This is a genomic window from Anatilimnocola floriformis, assembly GCF_024256385.1.
In the GTDB taxonomy this organism is placed as follows: domain Bacteria; phylum Planctomycetota; class Planctomycetia; order Pirellulales; family Pirellulaceae; genus Anatilimnocola; species Anatilimnocola floriformis.
In genome coordinates, this window is sequence record NZ_JAMLFW010000001.1 from 1984962 (window position 1) to 2010549 (window position 25588).

General features: G+C 57.8%; 16 protein-coding genes and 3 pseudogenes. 1 reads left to right on the forward strand and 18 read right to left on the reverse strand.

Annotation, left to right across the window (positions count from 1 at the left end):
- Nucleotides 1-203: 203 nt before the first annotated feature.
- The 5 genes and pseudogenes from M9Q49_RS07940 to M9Q49_RS07960 form a co-directional block, all read right to left on the reverse strand.
- Nucleotides 204-7907 (reverse strand): Ig-like domain-containing protein, encoded by a 7704-nt coding sequence (locus M9Q49_RS07940; protein ID WP_254508181.1) that lies wholly within the window; start codon nt 7905-7907, stop codon nt 204-206.
- 437 nt (nt 7908-8344) lie between these two features.
- Nucleotides 8345-8994, reverse strand: a pseudogene (locus tag M9Q49_RS07945) (SOS response-associated peptidase).
- Nucleotides 8995-9906: 912 nt separating this feature from the next.
- Entirely contained in the window at nt 9907-10299 is a 393-nt protein-coding gene (locus M9Q49_RS07950; RefSeq protein WP_254508183.1) for a hypothetical protein, read from the reverse strand.
- Nucleotides 10300-10312: 13 nt separating this feature from the next.
- Nucleotides 10313-11488: a hypothetical protein gene (locus M9Q49_RS07955; protein ID WP_254508184.1), complete on the reverse strand. Its 1176-nt coding sequence runs from the start codon at nt 11486-11488 to the stop codon at nt 10313-10315.
- A gap of 81 nt (nt 11489-11569) precedes the next feature.
- A complete protein-coding gene (locus M9Q49_RS07960; RefSeq protein WP_254508185.1) occupies nt 11570-12763 on the reverse strand; it encodes a sulfatase-like hydrolase/transferase in 1194 nt (397 codons plus the stop codon).
- A gap of 467 nt (nt 12764-13230) precedes the next feature.
- Here M9Q49_RS07960 and M9Q49_RS07965 point away from each other — a divergent pair, with 467 nt between their 5' ends.
- The gene (locus M9Q49_RS07965; protein WP_254508186.1) at nt 13231-14325 is read left to right on the forward strand and encodes an integrase core domain-containing protein; all 1095 of its coding nucleotides are present in this window, start codon (nt 13231-13233) and stop codon (nt 14323-14325) included.
- Between the two features lie 152 nt (nt 14326-14477).
- Here the strand turns inward: M9Q49_RS07965 and M9Q49_RS07970 are convergent, their stop codons facing one another.
- The 13 genes and pseudogenes from M9Q49_RS07970 to M9Q49_RS08020 all read right to left on the reverse strand — a co-directional run bounded on the left by M9Q49_RS07970 (nt 14478) and on the right by M9Q49_RS08020 (nt 25530).
- Complete coding sequence (locus M9Q49_RS07970) at nt 14478-15140, reverse strand: CheR family methyltransferase (protein ID WP_254508187.1); 663 nt, start codon at nt 15138-15140, stop codon at nt 14478-14480.
- A gap of 24 nt (nt 15141-15164) precedes the next feature.
- Nucleotides 15165-15332, reverse strand: a pseudogene (locus tag M9Q49_RS35945) (hypothetical protein); the annotation flags it as partial.
- The gene (locus M9Q49_RS07975; protein ID WP_254508188.1) at nt 15325-16389 is read right to left on the reverse strand and encodes a protein-glutamate methylesterase/protein-glutamine glutaminase; all 1065 of its coding nucleotides are present in this window, start codon (nt 16387-16389) and stop codon (nt 15325-15327) included. The gene M9Q49_RS07975 and the pseudogene M9Q49_RS35945, both read right to left, overlap by 8 nt.
- A gap of 36 nt (nt 16390-16425) precedes the next feature.
- Nucleotides 16426-16995 (reverse strand): methyl-accepting chemotaxis protein, encoded by a 570-nt coding sequence (locus M9Q49_RS07980; RefSeq protein ID WP_254508189.1) that lies wholly within the window; start codon nt 16993-16995, stop codon nt 16426-16428.
- Nucleotides 16908-17906 (reverse strand): PAS domain-containing protein, encoded by a 999-nt coding sequence (locus M9Q49_RS35715; RefSeq protein WP_254508190.1) that lies wholly within the window; start codon nt 17904-17906, stop codon nt 16908-16910. The genes M9Q49_RS07980 and M9Q49_RS35715 overlap by 88 nt, the downstream gene beginning before the upstream one ends.
- Before the next feature lie 137 nt (nt 17907-18043).
- Nucleotides 18044-18532, reverse strand: coding sequence for a chemotaxis protein CheW (locus tag M9Q49_RS07990; RefSeq protein WP_254508191.1), 489 nt, complete (start codon nt 18530-18532; stop codon nt 18044-18046).
- 21 nt (nt 18533-18553) lie between these two features.
- Complete coding sequence (locus M9Q49_RS07995; protein WP_254508192.1) at nt 18554-20272, reverse strand: chemotaxis protein CheW; 1719 nt, start codon at nt 20270-20272, stop codon at nt 18554-18556.
- Between the two features lie 276 nt (nt 20273-20548).
- Nucleotides 20549-20833: pseudogene (locus M9Q49_RS35950) on the reverse strand (Hpt domain-containing protein); the annotation flags it as partial.
- Between the two features lie 52 nt (nt 20834-20885).
- On the reverse strand, nt 20886-22838 hold the full coding sequence (locus M9Q49_RS08000; protein WP_254508193.1) for a protein kinase domain-containing protein: 1953 nt from the start codon (nt 22836-22838) through the stop codon (nt 20886-20888).
- Between the two features lie 517 nt (nt 22839-23355).
- Complete coding sequence (locus tag M9Q49_RS08005; protein ID WP_254508194.1) at nt 23356-23676, reverse strand: hypothetical protein; 321 nt, start codon at nt 23674-23676, stop codon at nt 23356-23358.
- 110 nt (nt 23677-23786) lie between these two features.
- Entirely contained in the window at nt 23787-24230 is a 444-nt protein-coding gene (locus M9Q49_RS08010; protein ID WP_254508195.1) for a hypothetical protein, read from the reverse strand.
- A gap of 44 nt (nt 24231-24274) precedes the next feature.
- Entirely contained in the window at nt 24275-24937 is a 663-nt protein-coding gene (locus M9Q49_RS08015) for a hypothetical protein (RefSeq protein WP_254508196.1), read from the reverse strand.
- 5 nt (nt 24938-24942) lie between these two features.
- Complete coding sequence (locus M9Q49_RS08020) at nt 24943-25530, reverse strand: SOS response-associated peptidase (protein ID WP_254508197.1); 588 nt, start codon at nt 25528-25530, stop codon at nt 24943-24945.
- Nucleotides 25531-25588 lie beyond the last annotated feature (58 nt).

The following is a 25588-nucleotide window of genomic DNA, read 5'->3' on the forward strand; positions in this document are numbered from 1 at the left end:
AAGTTCAGCGTGCTGTGGACACAGCGCAGTCTCGACAAACTTGCTTCGGTCACAGACCGCGAAAAACTTATCGAGGCGTCGTTCCAAGTCCGACAGCGACACCGATTCCACCGATTCTCGCTGGCAATCAGACGCACCAATTCTTTGGTCCATACCGCATCTCCCAGTGCATGGTCGCCCCTTTTGAAACCATCACTTCGACCTTAGAAAATCTGTTCGCCACTCGCCTTGTCGGTGTACGTATCCTTGGGCAGGCCCGCTGCGGCGACCTGCTTTGCGAAGAACGCGTCATCGCCAGCACCACCGAGGAGCACATCCACCGCGTTGTCGTGAATGACGTTCGTGCCGTCGAGACGCGACGAGCCGTTGAGACCGCCCGGCGTACCCGTGAGGTGAGCGACGCGATCGGCGTAGCTGGCCGCGGAAGCCCATTCGGCGAGGATCAGCGCGAGCGCTGCGGCGTTCGTGTCGTACACCGTCTTGCCGGAAATCAGCAAATCGCCGTTGGTATTGCCGGTCAACTTGTCGAGGCCTTCGCCGCCGACCAGCACCGTGCGACCAGCGCCGCTCTTCAGCGTGTCATTCCCCAAGCCGCCGAGCAGCAGCGACGGACCAGCGCCGCCGTTGATCGTATCGTTCCCCGCGGCGCCGTCGACCTTGAGTTCACCAGTGAACGTCGTTGCCGTTACTGTGTTATTTCCAACGCCATCGGTGATGTCCGCGGCTTCGATGCTCGCGAGCGTCACGTTACCGCGGCCCGTGTGCGTGAGCAACGTATTAGTCAGCGTCGTCGTCGCGACGTTGTCGAATACCACGAGCTTGTCGGTGCCACCGCCGCCGGTCAGCGTGGCCGTCTTCGTCCAGCCCGAGATGTCGAACGTGTTGTTGCTCGCGCCGCCAGTGAGCAGGGCGTTTTCCATCGTCGAATGGGCGATCATTGGCAACGCGCCGCGAATAAACAGCGTGTCGCTGAGCGAGTAGTTCACGTCGTTGCCGGCAATGATCGTATCGGTACCGCCGCCACCGGCGAGCACCAGCGTCTTCGTCCAAGCCGTGAGATCGAACGAGTCGTTAGCCTGGCCGCCGTTGAGCCGCAACGATTCGATGGTCGTCAGGGGCAGGTTGTAAGTGGTTGTGCCTTGCGTCCGCTTGAGCAGCGCATCGCTCAGCACGAAGTTCCCCTCGCCCGTGTAAGCCAGCGTGTCGCTTCCCGCGCCCGCATCGAGCAGCACGATCAAGTTGACGTTCGTCAGCGTGAAGATGTCAGCCGTCGGCGTGCCGGTCAGTTCGACTTGTTCGATCTGCGTAAACGTGTCGGTCGACGTGCCGACCTTCGACGAGGTTTGCGTCAACGTCACGGAACCGGCGAGCTCGAGGAACCGGTCGAAGTCCGCGCCGCCCGCAATCGAATCATTTCCGAGGCTACCGTAGATCACATCGTTGCCCGCATTGCCGGCCACCGAGTCATTGCCGTCGCCGGGATAGATGACGTCGGGACCATTTCCGCCGGAGATCGAATCGTTGCCCGCATCGCCGTAGATCGTGCTCGGCTTATTAATCGGCGATTCGATGCTGATCGAATCGTTGCCGCTGCGGCCGAAGATGAGGATGCTACCGAACGAATTGAGCGGGAACGTGCCGATCGCGATCCGCGGCGCGATGTAAACCGTCACCGCGCCCGGATTGAACGGCACGGTCGTCGGTGCCGTCGTCTGCCGCACGACAATCGCATCGTTGATGTTTTCGTTGCCATTGATGAGCAGAATCTTCGGCCCTTCGGGATTCGTCGGATCGTTGATTAACATCGCACTCCCGGCCGGCGTGCTCAGAATGTCCAACTTATAATCTTCCACTTCACCGTTGAGCGCTTCACCGGTCGGCAAAGTGCTGCCCGCCGTGCTGATGCGGAACCGAGCGTACGTACCGCCCGCGACAGCACCATCGGGCACGGTCACCACCAGTGAATTATTTCCCGCGACCACATTCAAACCGCTGGCAATCTTCTCGCTCGCATCGAACACATTGTTGCGATTGAAATCGATCCAAGCATCAAGCTTGCCCGCAGCCGAAGCGTTGACCGTGATATTCGTATTCAGCCGAGCCACCAACGTCGTCGAGCTGAACGTCACACCTCCTTCGTCGTCGGTCTGGAGGAGATCGTCCCCGTCAGCACCAGTCGAGAATTGGCTGACGAGTTCGAAATCGCGCGAGCCAAGCAACGGACCGGAATTCGCCGTTCCGCCGATGAAACCAGCGCCTTCGAAGTGCGAAGCCACGCCATAGCTGGCCGGCGCATCACCGAAATCAAAGTCATCAACGGGCGTCACCGTGAGCGAAACCGTCACGACGTTCGAATCGAGCGCGCCGTCATTGGCTTTGTAAGTGAAGCTGTCCGGCCCGTAGTAATTCGCGGCCGGCGTGTAACTGAACGAACCATTGGGGTTCAGCGTCAGCGTGCCATGCGCCACATCGCCGACCAGGATGGCAGTCAGCGTCGCTCCGTAATCGACGTCCGAATCATTGCCGAGCACACCGGTCGCGTTCACGGTCAACGTGTTATCTTCAGCAATCGTGTACGAATTTCCCGTCGCCACCGGCGCATCATTTTCACCGTTCACGGTGATCGTCAGCGTGCTGTTCGAGGTCAGCCCTGGTTCGTTCTCATCGGTCACCGTGTAGGCAATGACGACGGTCGCGGTTTCACCCACGGCCAAGGTGTCGAAGTAAGTTCCAGGAGTGAACGTGATCGAATTGCCGGCCATCGAAACGAGGCCCGATGCCATGATCGCCGGCGCTGCTTCGTTGCTGCGCGTGATCGAGGTGACTTGCACCGAGGCTGCCACCAGGCTCAGCACATCGGTTGTGTCTGGATCGGTATCGTTCGTAATGACGTTCGTCGTGACGGCAGCATTTTCCGTGGTGCTGTTTTCATCAATATTTGCCGTCGGCGCGTCATTCACACCGCTGATCGTCACGGTCACGGTCTTCGTCGAACTGCCGCCGTCATCGTCCAGGACGGTGAAGGACAGGGTTTCGGTCGTCGATTCGCCTGCTGCGAGATATTCGAACGAGCCGTTCGGATCATAAGTAAACGTGCCGTCGATCGCGATGCTGTAAACGGCCCCGAGCGGGCTCACACCACCATCCGCAACGGCCGAATGCGTATCGAGCGTCCCTACATCGGTGAGTCCGGCCAGCACGTTGATCGGCGTGATCGGCGTGTGTTCATTGGTCGTTGCCGATTGTGCAATGGCAATTGGATCGACGTTGTTGACCGTTACGTCAATCATCGCCGGTTCAGCCAGGCTCCCCCCATCATCGTCGCTCAACGTCGCCGTGATCGCGTGAGGATCACTGCTCGTATCCGACGGATTGTCGTCCAAATACTGATGCGGCAACGAGAAGGCCCTTGTCGTTGGATTCCAGTTGATGCCATCTTCCGCCAAGGTCAACGCGGTTGTTCCGAGCGAGAACGCCTGCGTGTTAGCGGGCGACAGCGAGTCGCCCCAGTTCAGATCGAGCGTGAAAGTATCGAGCGTCCCCACATCGACGACCGTGCCCGTCAGTGTCGTGCTGCCGTTTTCACTAATCACGCTGCTCGACAATGCCAGAGCAAGTGTGGGAATGACGTTATTGACCGTAACACTAGTCGACGTGGGCACATTCGCCCCGCCATCGTCGTCCGTCACATTGACCGTAATCGTATAGGGATCGCTGCTCGAACCTGACGGATTGTCGTCCAGATACTGATGTGGCAACGAGAGGACCCGCGTGGCCGGATTCCAGTTAATGCCATTCTCCGCAAACGTCAAAGCCGTCGCGCCAAGCGTAAACGTGGCTGGCGCATTGCCGGGCGAGAGGGGATCGCCCCAGTTCAAATTCAACGTAAACGTATCGAGCGTACCTGGATCGGTAATCGTTCCCGTCAGCGTCGTGCTGCCGTTTTCTTGAATAGTCGCGCTCGACAAACCCAGGGACAGCGCGGGCACTACGTTCTGCACCTTGACGGTCAACTGGCTCGTCAACTCGCTCACCGCGCCAGGAATCAGGGCCAGCCCGTCGATCTCCCCCACGCCATTGGGGCCGATCAGAGTCGCCGCACCTGTTTGCGGATCGATCGCCCACAGGCTGTCGAAATAGGTCGCCAGCAACCGCTGGTGGCTTGGATCGTATTCCAATCCAAGGTACCCTTCGCCGGCGAGCGAACTGATTAGTGTGACTGCGGCAGTAGTCGTATTGATCCGGAACAAGTTGCTTTCCGTTGCCCCATACAGCACCCCATGCTCGTTGTCGTAAGCCAATCCGCGGAACTGCACACCCGTATTGCCGATGGTGGAAATCGCGCCGTTGGGAGTCACGGCCAGCAGCGGATTGCTTGAGCCGCCCAAGGAAACCGTGTACAGAATGTTGGCTGCTTCATTGGCTGCGAGCGAATGCCAGTTCGCGGCGCCACCTTGGTTGTTGATGGGAGTGAAGACGCCCGAAGTTGCATTGATCGAGCCGAACGCCGCCCCCGAGCTCGTGAAAATGTCGGTGGCGTAAAGCGCTCCACCCAGCGCAGCCAGTCCGATCAGGCTTGGATCGCCGCCGACGACCGTGTGGATGAGTGTGGCAGCGCCGGTTGTGGTATTGATCGAATACAAGCCATTGGCGGTTGAGGAAATTCCATACAGAATGTCGCTGATATCGTCGTCCGTTAGCGTTACGCTAATGTTGTAATTATCGCTGGGTGTGCCCGTCGGATTGTCGTCCACGTACTGATGTGGCAACGAGAAGGTCCGCGTCGTGGGATTCCAATTGATGCCGTTCGCCGCCACCGTCAAGGGAGTGGCACCGAGCGTAAAGGTTTGCGGATCCGGCGAATTCGGATCGCCCCAATTCACGGTGAGCGTGTAGTTTCCACCCACGTTCAAGTCCGCAAAGCTTCCCGACAACGTCGTGGTTCCGCCTTCGCTGATCGTCGAACTCGAGAGCGACGTAACGAGGTTCGTTGGCGCGACCGCATACGCATAGACCACGTTCTCGACGTTCAGAGCCATCGTTTGCGTGAAGTTGTTGTTCAACGTCAGCTGATCGGTCCCACCCAAACCGTTGACGGTGATGGCGGTAATCCCCGCGAGCGACACGGTCGTCGTCTCGATCGTGCTGCCGCTCAGAACAACGTTGGGACCGACCGTCGTAAGCGATACATCGTCGGCGTTCTGTGTCAGGTTGAACGTCAGAGTTCCGCCGGTTGTCGTATACGAAAGGGGATCCAAGCCGGTGTAATCGATCGTACCCCCGCCCGGGACCGCAACACTGCCGTCGTTCGCATTCGTGTAACTGAAGACGTGATCGCCGCTCGGCGCATCGGTGATGGCCAGCGTGTCGTTGCCTCCCGCACCGAGATTCAGGGTCGTTTTGCCGGTAAGCACCGGAATGCCTGTCGCCGTAACGCTGTTGTTCCCGCTCCCCGCATTGAGCGTAACGTCGGTCACGCCGGCAAACTTAATTGGAATGCCTGTCCGCCCAATACTGCCCAGGAATCCTGGGGTGGCGCCTGTCAATGAATAATTGAGATTGCCAGTATTGCCCTGATCGTTGATTGGCAGAGTCGAAGGGTTTCCTTGTCCATCGAGGCTGATTGGATTCGTGATCCCGTCCAGCTTGTTGGCAGCGCCAAGATTGTAGACGTCAAGACCGTTGCCGCCATTGAGCAAGTAGGTGGAAGTCAAGCTGTTATTCAGGACGTTGAACGTATCAACCTGACTACCGCCTTGGAGGACGTCCATGCCCGTGAACGTCAGTTTGCGGGCAGTTTCCGAGTTGCGTTCGTAGGTGTTGCTGGCAGCTTCGTTGATGGTCCACGTACTGGGGTCACCGATGCCTGTCAACTGATCACCGGCGGTGCCCGTCTTGGCATTGATGACTTCGACGCCACTAAACGCCGACACGCGTCCACTTGCGGTCAAATTGCCGTTGAATCCTGTGGTGTCGGCCGACGGAGCACCCAAATCGACGGTCGCTGGATTCACGCCGGTGATGTCCAACGTGTCGGTGCCAGCGCTGAGATTGAACCCAATCGGGTTCGTGACATTGGTCAGCGTGGGCAGGCTGGCGATCGTCAATTTGTTATTACCGCTACCAGCATTGAGGCTGATGCTGGTCAAGCCCGAGAACGTGGCAGCAAAACCCGCGGTCCGGCCGATCGTGGTGGCCGTCAACGTATAGTCGATCGCGGTCGTGTTACCCTGGTCGTTCAGCGTCAAGTTGGCGCCGCCGTTGGCGGCACTATCGTTGATCGTGATATTGGCAATGGAATCGAGCTTGTTCGCCACAGAGCCCAGGTTGATCTGGTCAGCCCCTTTGCCACCATTGAGGGTGTACGCAACCACGGTGTTGTTGCGAACGTTAAGGGTATCTGGTCCGTCACCGCCGGTCAGATTCTTAAAACCCGAGAACTTAAGATTTGTGGCCAGCGTGCTCGAGCCAGCATCATCGATTTCCCACGTTGCGCCGGCAGCAATGGCGCCGGTGAGCGAACCCGATCCGTCTCCCACCAACTTTGCGACGTTGGAGAACGCGATGGTCTTGGTGGTTTCCGTGCCCGTAGCGCCAGTCCCGGCGACGGCAGTCACGGTCACTGCTGAATTAGCGATGTTGGTCAAATTCAGCGTATTGGTATTTGTACCGCCATCGTAGTTCACGTGATTGGTCAGCGCTGCAGGCTTCACGGTTAGCGTGTCGTTGCCGCCGCCGCTGTTGATGTTGATTTGGCCGGCAAAGGATCCCGCGAGAATGCTGATCGACTTGTGGTCCGCGGAGAGAGTCCAGCCTGCGGGCGCTAAGGAGAATTTTTCCACCGCATCGCTGACGGTAATGTTGCCGCCAATGACGGACACAGTCAGGTCATTGTCTTTGCCAGTGGCAGCGGTATCGGTAATGACCAGATTGCCGCCAGAGAGCGTCGCCGTCAACGTACCCGATCCAGCAGGCACCGTATCCAGTACAGAGTCCAGGCTTGTGCCAGCTGGTAAGGTGGCAAATGGAGTCGCAGCAGCAAAGTTTCCGCCCGCAGTGATGTCGTAAATGTTTGCGACGTTGTCCGCCGCCGCCAGGAAGCGTCCTGTCCCGTCAAACGTTAAACCATTGAAGGCTAGTCCTGTCGCGAATGCGGTCGCGGCGCTAAAGCTTCCCCCGGCCGTGATATTGAATACTTTTTGGCCAAATCGGTCACTCACGTAAATCGCGCCGCTGCTAGATTGCACGATGTCCGAAACGGTACCTAACCCGCTGGCAAATGGAGTTGCACCTGACAAGTTTCCGCCGGTCGCCAAGTCGGTAACCTGACCGTTGGAATCTTCACCAACCAGGATTCGCCCATCGGACAATTGCACCATGTTTCGAGGACCACTCAGCCCCGTGGCATAGGGTGTCGCGCCGGTGAAGTCGCCGCCCGCGGTGATGTCGGTGATTTCTCCCGAGTTAAATTCGGACACGAGTAGACGGCCGTCATTGGCCAGAATCAGGCCAGTGGGCACTGTTAAACCCGTGGCAAACGGGCTGATGCCACCGGCAGAGTTTACGGCGACAACGGCTCCAGAGTCGAACAAAGCAACGTAGGCCGTGCTCAAGTCCTCCGACCACGCGATTTGTCCGAAAGTCCGGTCGCCAAGACTCGCGAAGGGGCCGGCAGCCGAAAAATTTCCGCCACCAGTCACTTCGTACAAAGCTTCCGGAGGCAGCACGGTGCTGGCAAACACATCCCCCGGCGTGAACGCCATCATGGCGCGGCCTTCGAGCGATTCCAAAAAAGCGCGGCGGACTCGCTGGCGACTGGCGGACTGCTGCGGCTTACGAAGGCGCGACTTGCCGAAGGGATTCACTGTCGAAACTCGATTCCAAAGCGCGCTAAGCGGGCGAGTCATTGCCGGTGTCTCCAAGAAAATTCAAAGCAGAATTGCAAAAGCAGCCAAACAGCAGATACCGAACTCCTGCGCGTACACGCAGCAACAGCTAGCAGGGCTGCTCGGTGGAGGAGGATTCCCTTTTCTTCAACCATAGGGAAGGCACATGATAACTGCCACTTTGTCGCACGAAACCACCCGAACGGGGTTCTTAACGACCGCAACGGCTGGCTTTTGGCGGCATTATCAACTCATTTCGACAGCGTTAAACCCATGGCTGATATGTGGTTTCACAAGCGAACATCTTCTGGGAATCTACAGGAATCGCACCAAAAGGGATTTCTAGAATTGCTGGCGAGGAGGGGCCTTCGGACGAGCCCGAGCTGCAAGAAGCCTCCACGCTACTAAATCCATTCCGCGATGCGGTTAGACTACGGTGAATGGAAGATACTTAGTCGTCACGGCGCGGCAACGCACTCCGCTACTTCGTTGCGAGAGTTGTTGACCACCTTGCTAACGCGGCGAGCGGATATCCCGGCAGTTTCGTAAGGCACGAGTGGAATCTCATCTCCGGCTAGCCAGGCCTGGCGATCTTCCGGGTGCACAATGACTGGCATGCGGTCGTGGACCTCAGCAGCGAGTGAATTTGCTTCCGTAGTGATCAGCGTAAACGTCTGCACGGGCTCAGCGCCAGCGACCGCTGGATCCTTCCAAGCTTCCCACAAGCCAGCGAGCGAAAACAACTTTCCGCCACCGAACTCATAGAGGTACGGCAGCTTCTCCTTCCCCTCGCGCAACCATTCGTAGTATCCGTCGGCCGGCACCAAGCAGCGACGCGACTTGTACGCCGATCGAAACGCCGGCTTGGTCTTGATCGTGTCGGCCCGGCGTTGAGGCAAGAGAACGCGATCTTGGCGTCCTTCGACCAACTGGGAATCAGTCCCCACTTCAGCTGCACGATCTCGCGTTGGTCGGCTCCGCGCACGGCCAGGACGAACTGGCCTGGCGAAACGTTGTAACGAGGCACCGATTCAAACCCCGGCAGCGGAGCCTGGAACTCGTTGACGATGGCGTGCAGGTTTGTTCGAAGGGTGATGCGTCCACACATGAGTGATTAACCCCGACCGCCTTCACAGCACGTTTCGCAGATCCGGTGGCAGCGCGAGCACTGGAACTTTGCGCGGATTTCGATGAGTTGACCGCCGCAGACTTGACAAGCAGGCCTGCATTCAACGGGTGGTTTAGTATCGGGCTGACTTTAAAACTCTTTATCGGCCATTTGACTCATCCATTTCGTCGATCCCGCAGCGCCAGTTTGTACTCACGCTCCGATTTGCAGTTCAGCATAAGCGAGTCCCGGTCTGCACGCTGCTGGGCGAGGTAATCCAGCACCTGCTGAAGTCTCCCTGTGCGCAACCCTCTTCGTAACAATGCTCTCTTTTTGAAATTCTCTAAGTGGCTTTGAGAGCAGCACTTGCTGATTCCGAGTCCCGTTCAGTGGCCAAAACGGTTGCAACCTTCTTCGAACTTGTGACGCATCCGGTTAACAGTGGCGCGCATTCTCTGCTCGCTCTCGAGCATTGTTGAGCAAAGTCAACGCGCCCGACCAACCGACCAAAATCGACGTAAGTTTGAGATGGCCGACGGTCCCGGCGGGGTGCAAAAAAGAATGCACCGCAGTGTGCGGTAGCAAGCGAAATTTCTTCACCGACCAACCACTGTATTTTTGAAAAACCTCACACCGAACTAACCTCCCTGTGCGCAACCCTCTTCGTAACAATGCTCTCTTTTTCGATTCTTCTAAGTGCGTTTGAGAGCAGCACTTGCTGAGTTCGAGACCCATTCGGTGGCCGAAACGGTTGCAACCCTCTTCGAACTTTTAAGACAACGAGTTAACAGCGGCGCGCATTCACTGCGCTTTCTCGTTTCAGATTTTCGACATCCACGTTTGGCTACACACGGATTACGGTGTAGCTAATTTTCTGAACAGAGCGGTCGAATCAGGAGGTTCGAGCAAAGTTCAGCATCTACGGTAAAACACCTCACGAACGAACAGAAGCGCGAAGGCGCCATGCAGCACTACCCCCGGCCACAGCAACAGGCCCACCGACTGGTTTGTCGCGCCCATGCCAACCAAGTAAATCGTGATCAACCCGTTATAGGTTAACATCCCGAGCAGTGGACTCATCGGGCGAAAGTTGTCGTCGCGATTGAATGGCAACCTCGGCCAACAACCGACGCCGAGGGCGACCAGCGCGAAGCCGGCGACGCGACTAACTGCGAGCCCCGCTCCCACGACCTCTTCTTTCAACAAATACTGGACAAAGAGCATAGGGGCGACCATTAACGTCAGCCCCGTTACCATTTCCACGATCGCGGCTGAGACGAGTAGCCGGTGCGTCACGATATTCATGCTGGACCGGACTCTACTGAGGCGGGGACAATCGTACCAGTATCCAGCGCTCCGTTTTGCTATTTTTGTGTAGCAACGCAGGGGCCTCGCCTTGGGTGAGGTTGCCCAGGCCGGCTTCCATGACATTGGTCGTGTTGCCGCCAACCGTCCATGCAATGCGTTGCGTCTTGGGGTCGACGCCGCCGTGAATTGGGTATGAGCGGTCACTCACTTCGTCCGTATAGTTACCGCGGACGACGCCCTTCGGATTGACGGCGATCTGCAGGATCAACTGTGGATGCTGCTGATCGTTTTTGACCATCGCGAACACGCCGACGGGGAGCCACTTTTCGTCGGCCGAAACCTGAGCGTCGGTGCCGGCCTGAGCGAGGTCGGAGGCCTGTTGGCTGAACTCTTCCGCGGTGCCTGCCGCCACGCCGTCGATCACCACGTTGCCGTTCAAACAGGTAACGTTGTTGCCATAGTCATACGACACCGGCTTGTTGGCGTAATTGCAATGCGCGGCGACCGCGCCCCAGGCCGCGGGAGTCCAGGCGGAACCGGCGGACCAATTCGTGGCCTTCCAGGCATCGGCGTGTGTGGTGTGCCAGGTTGCGCTATACATGTCAGGCCGATCGAACGAGTTCCGCACGGCCGCATAACCGGCGGCAGCTCCCGCAGCGCCTGATGCTTGCGGCTGATTGCGATTCGCGGCAGCAGCTCCGGCCGCAGCACCTTCGGCGCCCGAGGCTGGAGGTTGATTGCGACCAGCGGCCGCCGCGCCGGCAGCAGCGCCTTCCGCGCTGGAAGGTTGAGTGTTCTTGTTGTTCAGCGCGTCAGCCCCCGCAGCTTTGTGCGGATTCGAGGGCTGTTGCTTGCTCTCGGCCCAGTTGCCACCTGGCGGCTTACCAGCGCCGGGTCGACCCGCGGAACTGTTCCCCTCTGGCCGCCCTTCCGGCTTGCCAGGTTCCGGCCGGCCACCCTTACCGGGTTCTGCACGACCCGGTTCTGCACGACCCGGTTCTGCACGACCCGGTTGAGCTCGACCTGGTTCCGATCGGCCCAGCTCGGGCTTCCCAGCGCCGGGCCGTCCGCCACCTTGCTTCCCTTCACCGGGCCTCTCGCCGCCTTTGCGGGCCTGGCCCTGAGCGAAAGAAACCGTGAGGCATAACAACAATCCAATCGTGATTCCCAACCATTGCCGTGTCATGATTCTTCATTCCTACGAAGAGAATTCGAACAAAAGAACACAATGCACGCCGTCCAACGGTTGGGCATTTCTTTGCTGTTACTATTTGCTGCTGCGAGCTTCGATCATTTTCTGAATCTGGGCCTTCACCGCTTCCATGTTAAAGCTGGCTCCCTTTTGCATCGGCGGGAACTCGACGAACGTCTCGGCGGCCTTGCTCACTTCCTTTTGCACGAACGTGAACCGCCAGAACTCGGTTGCGAACCAGTTGTAATAGGCGAGCGAACCTTCCTTCCCCTTGGGCAGGCCTGTCCGTTCAAATGGATCGAGACGAAGATTGACCAGAATCGGCCAGTCGACCTTTTCCGTCGCGCCCAGCCAGCCGCCGGGCTGATCGGTGAAGCGATACTTGTAATCGTTGATGCGGACGGCGCTGAGCGTCCCTTCAGTGAAGTAGAAGATTTCCTGGCGATTCGACTTGGAGGTTTTCCCCGTGATCAGGTCCAGCTGGTTGTAGCCGTCGAGATGGACTTTGTAATCCGTGCCGTCCAGCTTCGCCCCCTTCTTGAGATCGGCAACAATCGTGGAGTTGCCTGCCGCGGCGGCGAACGTCGGGAACCAATCCAGACCGGAGAAAATACCATTTTCGACCTTGCCAGCGGGCACTTTGCCGGGCCAGCGCACAATGGCTGGCGCGCGGAAGCCACCTTCCATCGCGGTCCCTTTGCCGCCGGCGAACGGCGTTTGACCACCATCGGGCCAGGTAAAGTTCTCAGCGCCGTTATCGGTGCTGAAGACGATGATCGTGTCGTTTTCCAAACCGTTGTCTTTCAAATACTTCATCACCGAGCCGACGATGTCGTCGAGCTGCGCCATGCCGGCTTCTTGAATGCTCCATCCATTTTCGGGCGTGCGGAGCGACTCGTATTTTTCCGATAGGTGCGTGATAACGTGCATCCGCGTGGGATTGAGCCAGAGAAAGAAAGGCTGATTGGCTTTACGGGCCTTGTCAACAAACTTCAGGGAGAGATCAAGGATTTCGTCGTCGACGGTTTCCATCCGCTTGGGATAGAGCGTGCCGGCGTCTTCGATCTTCTGCTTGCCGATTTTCCCCCAGCGGGGCTGCACGGTGGGATCGTCGGTTTCAGTGGCCCAAGAGTGGACCATGTTTCGCGGGCCGACGGTGGCCTTCAACGCGGGGGGATAGTTACGATGCGACGGATCTTCCATCGCATCCAAGTGATAGAGATAGCCAAAGAACTCATCGAAGCAGGATGAGAAAAGTAGTAAGTCCACAACGAATTCATGCTCGCTTGAGTGGCCTTCGAGTTTGCGGCAATCACTTCGGACTGATTCAACCTTCCACCAGGTCGGGAAAATGGCGCGCACCTGAATCAAACCCAAAAGCGCGACGGCCAACCGAACTGATGCTCGGCATCGACAGATTCAAAAACGACTTCTGTCCCGCCAAAGAAAACCAGAATCAACCCCATTGCGAACTGCCGAATCGAGAGAAGAGAAACGCATGTTACTGCTGCGGATCCCGCTTTGCTAGGCGCAGTGCTGAACCTCTTCGAACTTCTGGGTCAACTAGTTAACAGCGGCGCGCATTCTCTGCGCGCTCCCGAATGTGGTTGAGCAAAGTCAACCAGCGCCGGCACCACGACCAAAATCGACGTAAGTTTCATATGGCCGACGCGTCCCCCGGGGTGCAAAAAAGAACCGACACTCACGATTCACAGCCGAAAACACAGCATAATTCGATGACCAACATTTTTCAGTCGCTGCTGCTCGTGATCGCCGGCGCCACGCAGAAAGAGCTGGCCCGCCAGGTGAAGTACCTGAAGGTTGAGAACCAGATCCTCAGGTCGAAGTTGCCGAAACGCATCACGGTGACGATGGCGGAACGGAATCGCCTGATCAAGTTTGCCGCGAAGCTCGGCGGCAAGGTTCTACGGCAGCTGACCACCATCGTCGCGCCGTCCACGATCCTCGGCTGGATCCGGGCCGAGAACAAGCAGAAACCGAAGAAGCGGAAGCGGGGCCGGCTGAATACGCCGGAGCAGATCCGCGAGCTCATCCTGCTGATGGCTAAGGAGAACGAATGGGGCTACACCCGGATCATGGGTGAACTCAAGAAGCTCGGGATCAAGCCACCCAGTCGGAACACCGTCAAGAAGATCCTCAAGGCCGCGGGCTTCGAACCGGGTCCACGCCGCGGCGAGGGAACCTGGGACGAGTTTCTCAAGCAGCACGCAGTATCCTTGTGGCAGTGCGACTTCTTTTCCAAGCGGATCCTGACGCTAAAGGGCATTCGCGAAGTCTTCGTCCTGGCGTTTCTGCACGTCGAGACCCGGCGGGTGATCCTCTCGCCGGCGACGTTTCATCCCAACGAAGCCTGGGTCGAGGAGCAGTCAAAGTCCTTCGTGAAACTAGCCCGCGGCCAAGGGTTACGCGTGCGAACACTCCAACGCGACCTGGACAGCAAGTTCACAGTGACGTTTGATGCCCAACTCAAACGCAATCGGGTGAAGATTAAGAAGGGTGCCTACCGCGCCCCGAACACCAACGCATTCGTCGAGCGGTTTGTTCAATCGATCCAGCAAGAGTGCCTCGACCGCTTCGTGATCTTTGGCGAGACGCACATGGATCATGTGTGCGAGGAGTATCTGGAGCACTACCACACCGAACGCCCACATCAGGGCGAGGGGATCGCGAACGAGTTACTCAACCGAACGAAGAAACGTGGACGACCGAAAAAACAACCTGCCCTCGACGTTTCTTTGCCGTTGAATGAAGTTCAGTGCTCGCAACGACTGGGCGGACTGCTGAAACACTATTTTAGAAAAGCTGCTTAGTCTCGACCGCGCGGTGTGATGATCTTAGGACCGGAGATATGCTGGGGCCCTGATTCAACCACATCCTCACTTCACTGCGTTCGCACCCTCCTAATTTCCAGCGAGCCAAGCTCCGCCCGCACACCGAGGGGGCTCGATAAGGGCGAAAACTCTCAGGGCAGCGGTAAATCTTGGGGAGATGGCTTCAATTGATAAAAGCCGGACTTAAGGGATTCCGCACGTGTGAATGAGTCATTGAGATTGAGCGTGGTTTCTGCCCCGCCCAAAACGAGATATCCATCGGCTCTGATCACTCGCGCAATACGACTGAGAATCGTGCTCTTCACGTCGTTGTCGAAATAGATCATCACATTGCGGAGTAACACGAGATCCCAAGGGGGCATGGTCGGCCACGACCGCACAAGGTTCAAATGAGAGAAGCAGACGGCCCCACGAACGCGGTCTTCGAGTTGCCAAAGGCCAGCTTCCTGTCGAAACCATTTCAGCAAGAGCGGCATCGGCAGCCCGCGGCTAACTTCTACTTGCGAATAGCGCGCAGCACGAGAGCGAGTGAGCATCTCCTGCGAGATGTCGGTCGCTGAGAAGTTGATGTGCCAGCCAGCGAGTTCAGGGAAGTACTCGTGAAGCAGAATCGCGACCGAATAGGGCTCTTGTCCGCTCGCACTGGCGCCGCACCAGATATTCAATTGCCTCTGGAGCTGACGGCGCTCGATCAATTGCGGGAGCACGATCTTCCGCAGTGTCTCGAAGGGGTGCACGTCGCGAAAGAAACTGGTCTCGGTCGTGACCATTGCCTCGACCACTTCGGTGGCCAAGCTATTGGCCCCACTACTTCGCAATCGGTCAACCAACTGATCGACGCTTGCGATGCCGTGCCGTTGCGCCAGCGGCCAGAGGCGTGACTTAACCAAATACTCCTTGCCTGGCTCGAGAATCAACCCGCTCTGTTCGCGCAGCAGTTTGGAGACAAATTCGTAGTTCGCAGATGTGAGCGAGATTTCAGCCACGGCTGACTCTCACTCGGCGCACGATCTCACCCGCCAGCAGGGAAATGGGAAGAATCTTGTCCGCCAGACCAGCGCGAGCGACGAAGCCCGGCATCCCCCAGACCACGCTGCTGGCTTCGTCTTGAGCTAGGATTTGCCCGCCGGCAGAGCGAATCGCTTCGCAGCCTCGCAGGCCATCTTGTCCCATGCCCGTCAAGATGACGGCGAGGCAATGCGGACCATAGACACTAGCCACCGAGCGCAGCAGTGGATCTACCGCCGGACGGCAGGCATTTTCCGCCGGTTCTTGTTGTATCTTGGTGCGGATCCGGATCCCCTCGCGTGCCAGGGTCAGGTGATAATCGCCGGGTGCGATCCAGGCCTTGCCGGGTTCAAGCTCCATCCCCGATGTGGCTTCGACAGTAGGGATGCGGGAGTTTCCGGTCAGCCGTTCGGCCAGCATCTGCGTGAACATCGGCGGCATGTGCTGGACAATTACGATGGGAACAGGAAAGTCCACTGGCAAGGCGGCGAACAGCTCCGCAAGCGCATTCGGCCCGCCGGTAGAGGCGCCGATTGCGAGCAGGTCGATGCGGGCTGGCGCAGGCCGAGCGCTTGGAATGGAGGGTGCCGCCGGAGCTTTGACGTTGACGACACTCGGTTTTGGCTCCCGTTTGCAAAGCGCACGAATGGCGGGAATGAGTTCGCTGCGGATAACCTGCCGCGATGCTTCCAGGCCGCCAGCTCCGCCCGGCTTAGCGAAGAAGTCGGAGGCCCCGCGGGAAAGAGCTTCAAGCGTCGCTGCGGCTCCGAGTTCCGTCTGGGAGCTGAACATGATCACGGGCGTTTGAGGATGACTACGGTGGAGGTGAGTCAGTGCCGTGAGCCCGTCCATCTCCGGCATTTCGATGTCCAGGATGACGAGATCGGGATTCAGCGTTCTCATTTGGTCGAGCGCGATCTTGCCCGTGGCAGCCGTACCGGCTACTTCGATGTCCGTCTGCGCTGCCAATTCCTCCGAGACGATTCGTCGGACAACGAAGGAATCGTCAACTACGAGGACGCGAATCGTTTCCATGAATCCTGATCCTCGTGGCTATCGCCTGTTCATCAATTAGCTCTGCAGCTTCGTCACCAAACGTTGCAGTTCCACTGCCATACGCGCCAGTTCGTCGGCGGAGGACTTCGTGTTCGCTGCGCCACTGGTCGTACTGCGTGCAGCTTGTGCGACTCCCGTTACATTTTGCGCGATCTCGCGGCTGCCGAGGGCCGCTTCGTTCACATTGCGAGCGATTTCGGCCGTCGTAGCTGTCTGTTCTTCGACGGCGCTGGCAATGGTGCTCTGAATGTCATTGATTTGGCTGATGATCGTTCCGATCTGAGCAATCGCGTCTACGGCTCCCTTCGTGTCTGATTGGATCGCCTCGATCTTGCGGCTAATGTCCTCCGTGGCTTTGGCGGTTTGCTTCGCAAGTTCCTTGACTTCGTTGGCAACCACGGCAAAGCCCTTGCCCGCTTCACCGGCGCGAGCCGCTTCGATGGTGGCGTTCAGCGCCAACAAATTCGTCTGCTGGGCAATCGACGTGATGACCTTGATCACATTGCCGATTTCGGCGCTGCTTGTTCCCAACTTGGAGACGGTTGCATTGGTCTTCTCTGCCACTTTGACGGCAGAGGTTGCCACACGGGCGGCCTCGTTGGCGCTCTTGGCAATCTCCTTGATGCTCGCTCCCATCTCTTCGGTGGCGCTGGCGACGGTGCCGATATTCCGGCTACCTGCTCCGCGGCAGCCGACACCACGCTGGCTTGCGAGGCCGTCTCTTCTGAATTGGCTGCCATCTGTTGGCTGACTGACGTCAATTCTTGAGCGGCGCTGGACAGAGAATGAACCGTATTTTCCAACGAGGATTCGACTTGTTTGAGCTGGGTAATATCGGTGGCATACTTCACCACTTTGAACGGACGGCTGGCGTAATCCAGAATCGGAAAGTACGACCCTTCGATCCAAACTTCCTTGCCGCCTTTGCCCAGCCGGCGGAACCGCCCCGTCTGCTGACGGCCGGCCGCCAGGTCGAGCCAGAATTGTCGGTACGCGGCACTGCTGGCCTCGGTTGGATCGACAAACAGGCTGTGATGTTTTCCTTTGATTTCGTCAAGCCCGTAACCCATCGCCTGCAGGAAGTTCTGGTTGGCATTGACGATGACGCCGTCCAAACCGAACTCCACGACGGCCTGCACTCGACCAATCGCCGCGACCTGGCCTTCGTAATCGGCATTCTGCAGGCGAGCCATGGTGACGTCGGTGGCGAATTTCACAATCTTGAAGGGCTTGCCGGCGCTATCGAGGATCGGACTGTACACGCCGTGGATGTAGATCTCGCGGCCACCCTTGGCGATGCGGCGGAAATCGCCGGTTATGTCCTCGCCGCGGTTCAAGCGCTGCCAGAAATCGCGATAATGATCGCTATTGCGGATCGCCTCGTCGACAAATTCGCTATGCCGCCTCCCTTTGATCTCGTCGAGCGTGTAGCCCACGCATTTCAGGAAGTTCTCGTTGGCGTGAATGATCGTACCGTCTAGCTCAAACTCGATCACCGCTTGCGAGCGTTGAATGGCGGCAATCTGACCCGCGTGATCGAGTTGCTGGCGCTGTTGGTGGGCCGTAGGCCGTTTGGCGTTGGATGTTTTGACAGCTGGCGGCGGTTTAGTCGATCGTTTCTTGCTCATTCTCTTTACTCTTCGTGCAGGAGTGATGCTCGGTGTAGATCTGATTGGGATTTGGCTTCGGAAAGGTTCATTACCGAGACGATTCGCTCGGGGTCCAGAATGACCAACAACCGGTCGGGGAGCTTGTAAGCGCCCTGAATGAACTCACGGGCCACTCCTTGGAGCGTTTCCGGTGGAAGCTCGAATTGCTGCTGCGAGACTTCAAGCACGTCGCCGATGTCGTCCACGAGCAAACTGACCGCGCCGTCGTCGGTTTGCAAAACGACGTTCACCGGTTCATTGTTCGCTCCAACGTCCGGCAAGTTCAAACGCCGTCGCAGGTCAATCGCCGTCACGATTTGTCCGCGTAAATTGATGAGTCCTCGCACCGCAGGATGCGCGAGCGGGACGCGCGTCAGCGATTGGCTGCGGACCACCTCCTGCACTTTCAACACGTCGAGCCCATAGCACTGCTCGCCTAGATAAAAGGTGCAGAATTGTTGCGGAAGCGACATCGGTTATTGATCAGTTACTCGTTAGTTTGTTGGCTGCAAATGATGTGGTTTCGTGGCTTCGATCAAGGCTGCGACATCGACGAATTCGGTGACCTGGTCGTGGACGACGGCTGTAAATAGCACGCCGTCGCGATTGGCGAGTGCGCGCACGGCCAGCGGATCATTAACGATGTCCAATATCGCGCCGACGATCAGCCCGATCCGCTCCGCACCGGAGTCATAAACCACGACAGATACAAGATCCGAGGGCGACGCCGGTCCCGGGTCGAACGGCGACGATCGGACTGCCAACGCGGCCAGCTCAGCTGAAATATCAATAATGGGGAGTATCTCACCGCGGTATTGCATGACGAGCCGCTCTCCCAGCAGTTCTAGGCGAGAGCGAGGAACTTCTTCCAGCCGGGCCACGTGGGCGAGCGGAACCGCCATGCGGCCGCCGGCGGTGGGAGCAAACAACAACAGCGCATGACTTTCTATTTCCGTGGGGCCTGTGGAAATCTCCTGCTCTCCTAAGGCTCGGCACCTAGCTCCTGAAATCACGCTCGCGCGCTGCGCCAACCCGACCGGATCGAGCACCAGTGCGACTCGCCCGTCACCCATGATCGCCGCACCGGAGAAAGCCGCGATTCCCTTGAGCTGCTTCTGCAACGGCTTGACCACGATTTCTTCCGTGTCCCGAATTGCATCGACCACGAGCCCAAAAGGCCGCTCGTCGGCCTGCAGCACGACGATGTTGAGCTCATCACCCTCTTTGCGCAATACGGCAAGTTGCAGTTGCTCGTCCAGAAAGACCAGCGGCAACAGTTTTCCGCGTAAACGATAAACGGGCACGCCGTGCAGCCGTTCGATCCCGTGCTGCGCGTGCTCAGCGTCGAGCCAGACAAGTTCCAGCAGGTTGACTTGCGGAATCGCATAGCGCTCGCCGCCGCTGGCTACGATCAGCGCAGGAATGATGGCCAGCGTCAGGGGGATCTTGGTGCGGATCGTGGTGCCTTGTCCGGGCGTGCTTTCGACGTCGACCGTGCCGCCGATTCGCTCTAGGTTGGTGCGGACGACGTCCATCCCCACGCCGCGTCCGGAAAACTGCGTGACGCGGTCGGCCGTGGAGAAACCCGGCACGAAGATCAGTCGCAGCAGGTCTTGTCGCGTCATGCGGGCCGCGACTTCCGCCGTAATTAGATTTGCTTTGAGTGCTTTGTCGCGCACTTTCGTTTCATCGATGCCGCCACCGTCGTCAGAGATTTCGACGATTACCTTGCCGCCTTCGTGAAAGGCGACAAGTTTCAGCCGCCCCTCCTCCGACTTACCCTGCGCTTTTCGGACGGCCGGCGGCTCGATGCCATGATCGACGGCGTTGCGAATCAGATGAGTGAGGGGATCACGAATGGCTTCAATCAGCGTTTTGTCGAGTTCCGTCTCTTGTCCATCAATTTCGACGCGCACTTGTTTTCCGCAGGCGACCGACAAGTCACGCACGATCCGCGGAAACTTGCTCAGAACGTTCCCGATTGGTTGCATCCGCGTTTTCATCACGCTGGTTTGTAACTCCGTGGTCAGCAGATTCAGCTGCTGCACGGCGCCGAGGAAACCGCTGTCTTCATGCGATTGGCTATGTTGCAGAATCTGATTCCGCGCGAGCACTAGCTCGCCTACCAGCATCATCAGCTTATCGAGCAACCCGACGTCCACGCGAATCGCCGCATCAACGACGTGCGTGGATACCTTTTCCGTGGGCTCCAAGTTGGCCGCTGGCGAACTCGTCAGCGTGAAGCCGATTTCTCCCGACGGCGATTCCTCCGAGGAATTGTGCTCGGTGCCAATCTCTTGAGTAGAAATAGGTGGCGGCAGTTCGATGCGAGTCTCCAACGTCGGAGCTGGAATCACCGAAGTCGATGGCTGAGGCTTCGAGTCCCCATGCTGCTGCCGCAGACGATCGACCTCGGCCGCGACCGCTGTGTAATCTCCGGATCCCTCTCCGCCCGAGGACTCGATATTTGTCAGAATCTCGCGAATCGCATCTACCACGTGTAAGAGCGCGGTGGCAATGGCCGGGTTGAATGTGATTTCACCAGCTCTCAACTTGGTGAGCAGGTTCTCCGCAGCGTGAGAAACCGCTTGGAGTTTCACCAATCCCATGAAGCCAGCCGTTCCTTTCACGCTATGGAACGTGCGAAAGACCTGCGCCAGCGTACTCTTTTCGGCCGGATTGATTTCCAGCTTGACCAGATCAGAATCGAGCAGCGCTAGATTCTCATGGGTCTCCAGTAGAAATTCGCGGAGGATTTCATCGTTCGACGACATAGTCGATTCACTTGCCCCGCGTTACCGCCGCGCACAAACCTCCTTGATGCTCTCAAAAAATCGAATCCAAAAGTGGCCCCACCACAGTGGGCGGAAACGCCTTTTCGACGATCGCTACCACGCCCAACTTTCGCACGGGATCAAGCACCCGCGGCTCCGTTTCGGTCGTGACCATGATGATCGGAATCGCGGCCGTGGGCGGATTCTGCTTCAAATAGCTGACGAGCGCCCTGCCGTCCATCAGGGGCATATTGTAGTCCGTCACAATTAAATCGCAAATTTCGCGGGCGGCCACGGCAATCGCATACGCGCCGTCAGGGACTTCCTGAAACTGCGTGAAACCGAGTCCCTGCAGCACTGTCCGGACTTGAACACGCGCTGTGGCACTGTCATCGACGATCAGGACCCGCAGTGCAGCGCGATTTGGTTTGCCTGGCATTCGGCCTGCAGCCTGCGTGGGTGTCAATATCATCGAGGCACCCGTCACTTGCTTCACGGCATCGGACAATTGTTCTGGAGTGAAGGGCTTGTGGAGCAATTGCACGCGATGCAGGGCGATCAGGGCCGCGGAATCGGCCTCGCTACCCTCGCTGGTGATCAGCACGAAACCGGGGGATTCGCCCTTGAATTCCGCGCGAATCTGCTCGGCTAATTGGAGTCCGTCAAGATCAGACAAATGAAGCGCCGAGATCACCGCCTTCGGGCGTAGTTTGCGAACGAGTTCGATGGCGTCATTCCCTTTCGTTGCAGCGCCGAGAACCGTATGTGATTGTTCGTGCAGGTAGCCTTTGATTATGGAAGCTTGTACGCGCGAAGGTTCGACGATCAACACCGACGCCTGCGAGGTGCTGGGGGTGCCGCTCTCTATGGTTTGCTCGGAGATCCGAGTATGAACCGTTGAGGCCTCTGAGCCACTATCGCCAAACGTGATCTCCAAGCCTTGACCAAGGTCGATATCATCCTCCGGGAGATTCCGGGCGATGGTTTCCAATTCCGAAACGACTTCCGACATCGATTGCATGCGCTCATCTGGCTCTTTGGCGAGCATCCGTTCGAACAGGCCGTCTAACTCCGCCGGTACTTCGGTTCGCTCCGCAGAGAGCGACGGAATCACGCCGTCGCGATGCTTGAGCAGAACAGACATCATCGTCGGCCCGCTGAAAGGTGGCCTTCCCACTAATAGAAAGTAAAGCGTGCAGCCCAGGCTGTAGATGTCGGCCCGGTGATCAATCGTTGTGGAATCCACCGCCTGCTCAGGCGGCATGTAATCGGCCGTTCCAATTACGCCGCCAGCCATCGTCACATCAAAACCACTGGCTGGTCCTGTCGCGCCGTGGTTAAGCCGGGCCAAGCCAAGGTCGGTCACTTTGACTACGCCTTGTGCATCGAGCAACAGGTTATGCGGCTTGATATCGCGGTGGATGATCGCTTGTGCATGCGCGTAAGCCAAGCCGCGAGCTGTTTGCAGAATGCAATGCACAGCGAGGGAAACGGGGAAGACTCCCTGATCTGCCACGCAAGTTGCCAGGTCGCGCCCGTTGACAAGTTCCATCACGAGAAAATGGCCGACGTCCGATTCATCGGCGTCATACGCCATGACGACATTGGGGTGACCCAGACTCGCGATGGTTTCTACTTCACGCTGGAAGCGCTTTACGAAAATGGGATTCTGCGAGAGATTGCCCGCCAGCACCTTGAGTGCCACGAGTCGCTTCATGCGTCGGTGTCGAGCCTTGAACACCGTTCCCATTCCGCCCGCACCCAAACGATCGAGAACGTCATAATTCCCGATCCGTAATTCCGAACCACGGCCCTCACTGAGGAGATTCACTTGAAACCGCGTCAGCAAGTCTTGTGCGATCAGCAATTTCGTGAGCGATTGTGAGTTGCTCCGAGCCGACACCAACAATGAGTTCAGCGCTTCCTCGGCAACAAGCCCACTTTTCAAAAGGGCCTCGGAGAAGGTAGCGAACGACGCGGTTTCGAGGCGGGTGTTCGAATCCATTGGGGAAATGCCGCCCTAAACATGAATAAGGATCTAAGAGTCAGTCCCACACGGGGGCTTTGGAATCAACATTATCACTTGGCGGGGAGATGAGACTCAAGAATTACTTCTAAACCAAGCACCGAAGAGCGGTGATTGTACTGAGGAAGTGCATCGCAACTCAATGCATCCGCCTTGCCCTGCAGCGAGTTCACCACTTCGGCACCGGCAACGGGCAGCGCGAGGTTGCGAGCCAGATTTTCGCCCCAATAAAACGGCCGCATTTCAGACAACTGCCAGCTGAATACGAACAGAGATGATCACCACTTCGGCTTCGTGCACGCCGTCGTCGCGGTGAGTACCTTCCGCGGCAAGCTTGGCGGCGCGCCGACCTGCTGCAACTGGCTCTGGTCGAAGTGGCAACGGCAATTTCGCCGAGCACGGCAAAAGCTTCTTGGATCGCTTGCCACGCCTCGCACCAAAATGAAAGCACGACATCGAATCGCAGCAAGCCAAAATATCTAGGCTTTCCCCGAAGCTACCCCAGAATCTGCGCCAGCACATCCACAGCCGCCTTCGCCTTCTCCAGTCCGCCGATCTGATCCACAAACTTCTTCACCTGGATCAGCTGCTGAATGTTATCCATGGGAACGGCCATCGGCTTGCGACCGCGCTTGCCAATCTTGCCACCATTCTTCTTGGCATTGGAAAGTACGGTGCTGACGAACTGAGGAGACACGGTTGCGCCGGACTTGCTCAGCGCCTCAGCGATCTCTTTCGGAGGCGCTGTAGGATTCGCGGCCTTGTAATCGCGGATGGCGGCGGACTTGTTGGTGCCTGAACTTGCTTTGCGGGCCATGATCAATTCTCCGAAGTTAGAAGGGAATTGATCTAAACTAGTCAGGCATGCATTGTGACACTATAAGTCAAACGGGTGGTAACTGCGCCTGTATACGCACGCAACCTCTGTTAACTCCACACCGGTTTGGCATCATCGAGCGGCGTTCCGTCCTCCCGCTTGGTAAGTATGTTTGTGACCGCTGCATCCGTAGCAACTGTAAACCCGTGTTCATGCAATGCTCGCTGCAGTTCGAGAAAATGCTGCTCAATTCGAGCAACACCGCGCACTTCGTATATCTCGCAGAAGACATTGGAGCCAGCGATTTCGTCAGCTGTGCAATCAAAATGTCCGTCGGTCACGTTCCATTCAACGGCACGGATTCGGAGGTAGGGGGTCTCAGTCGAATTGCGTTTTGCCTGTTTTGTGAAAGTAAGGTACAGGCCAGGATAGGGCACGAATGGTAGCGTGATGCTTCCTTCTGCCCTCAGGATCTTGTGCTGTTTGTGCTTCGTGCGGGGCCGAATTGGTCCAGCTGCCAAAAGGACGATATTTACTTTGAAAGTCGAATCCACCGTAATACCTCTTCCTCGCAGATTTCATCGACCGGAAGTTTTCGCTATTGAACTGGATATTCCTTGGGCCTCACTCTCACATATCCCCAGCCAACCTGCCCTGTGATCGCTTCGCGCAAGTCATGCCCGCCACCCAGAATCAGAAATGCCGTCTTTCCCCCCGCCACGATTCGCTTCACGATTGCGCCGTCGCGGGCTTTGACCCTCGCGTCGTCAAGTTTCTCAGAGTCATTTGCCTCGTGTTCGGCGCCTTCGGCCGGCAGCAGCTTGATCGGCTTTCCATCGAGCAGAAGCTCAGCTGCTGCACCAAGCCTCAGCAGCGTTCGCTCGTGACTAGAATCCTCGGTGCCGTTGCGTCGCAACAGAGTGTGGTAGGGAGCCAAGGATTTAATCTCGGCGGCAACTATTGCTTGGTTCCGATCTGTTAGGCCTTCCTGGAACACCTCCGGCACGCCAGTCAGCACCTGCAACTTTGATTTGTGAACCGCCGCGACTTGCTCCAGCAGCTTGGCATGTTCGACGTCAAGTTTTGTGCCCTTTAGCCCTTCCGCCTTGCCGAGGGCTTCCTTGCTGACATAGTGCCAGTCGAGCACGTGAACGATCAGTTTTTCGCCAGGAAGAACTCGCTCAACCTTGGCGACGCCGGGATTCTTGGCGATCGCCTCGAGATCAACGCCGATGAGTAGCAGGAGCAGGATGGCGGGCATATCACTTACGGCGCGGCAACGCACTCCGCTCCTTCGTTGCGAGAGTTGTTGACCACCTTGCTAACGCGGCGAGCGGACATGCCCGCGGTCTCGTAAGGCACGAGTGGGATCTCGTCACCAGCGAGCCAGGCCTGCCGATCCTCAGGATGAACAATGACTGGCATGCGGTCGTGTATCTCGGCGGCGAGGGAATTAGCTTCGGTAGTGATCAGAGTGAAGGTTTGCACTGGCTCGGCACCGGCGACTGCTGGATCCTTCCACGTTTCCCACAGCCCAGCAAGCGAGAACAACTTGCCGCCGCCGAACTCATAGAGGTAAGGCAGCTTCTCCTTCCCCTCGCGCAACCATTCGTAGTATCCGTCGGCCGGCACCAGGCAGCGACGCGATTTGTACGCCGAGCGAAACGCCGGCTTCGTCTTCACGGTGTCGGCTCGTGCGTTGAGGCAAGAGAACGCGATCTTGGCGTCCTTCGACCAGCTTGGGATCAGTCCCCATTTCAGTTGCACGATCTCTCGTTGGTCGGCTCCGCGCACGGCGAGCACGAACTGGCCTGGTGATAACTCGCTCACGCAAACATAGGTCGAAATCTGCATGCGCCAAGAAATCCTGTGGCAGCACTAACTCAAACAAGCGCGTCGCCTGGCACATGTG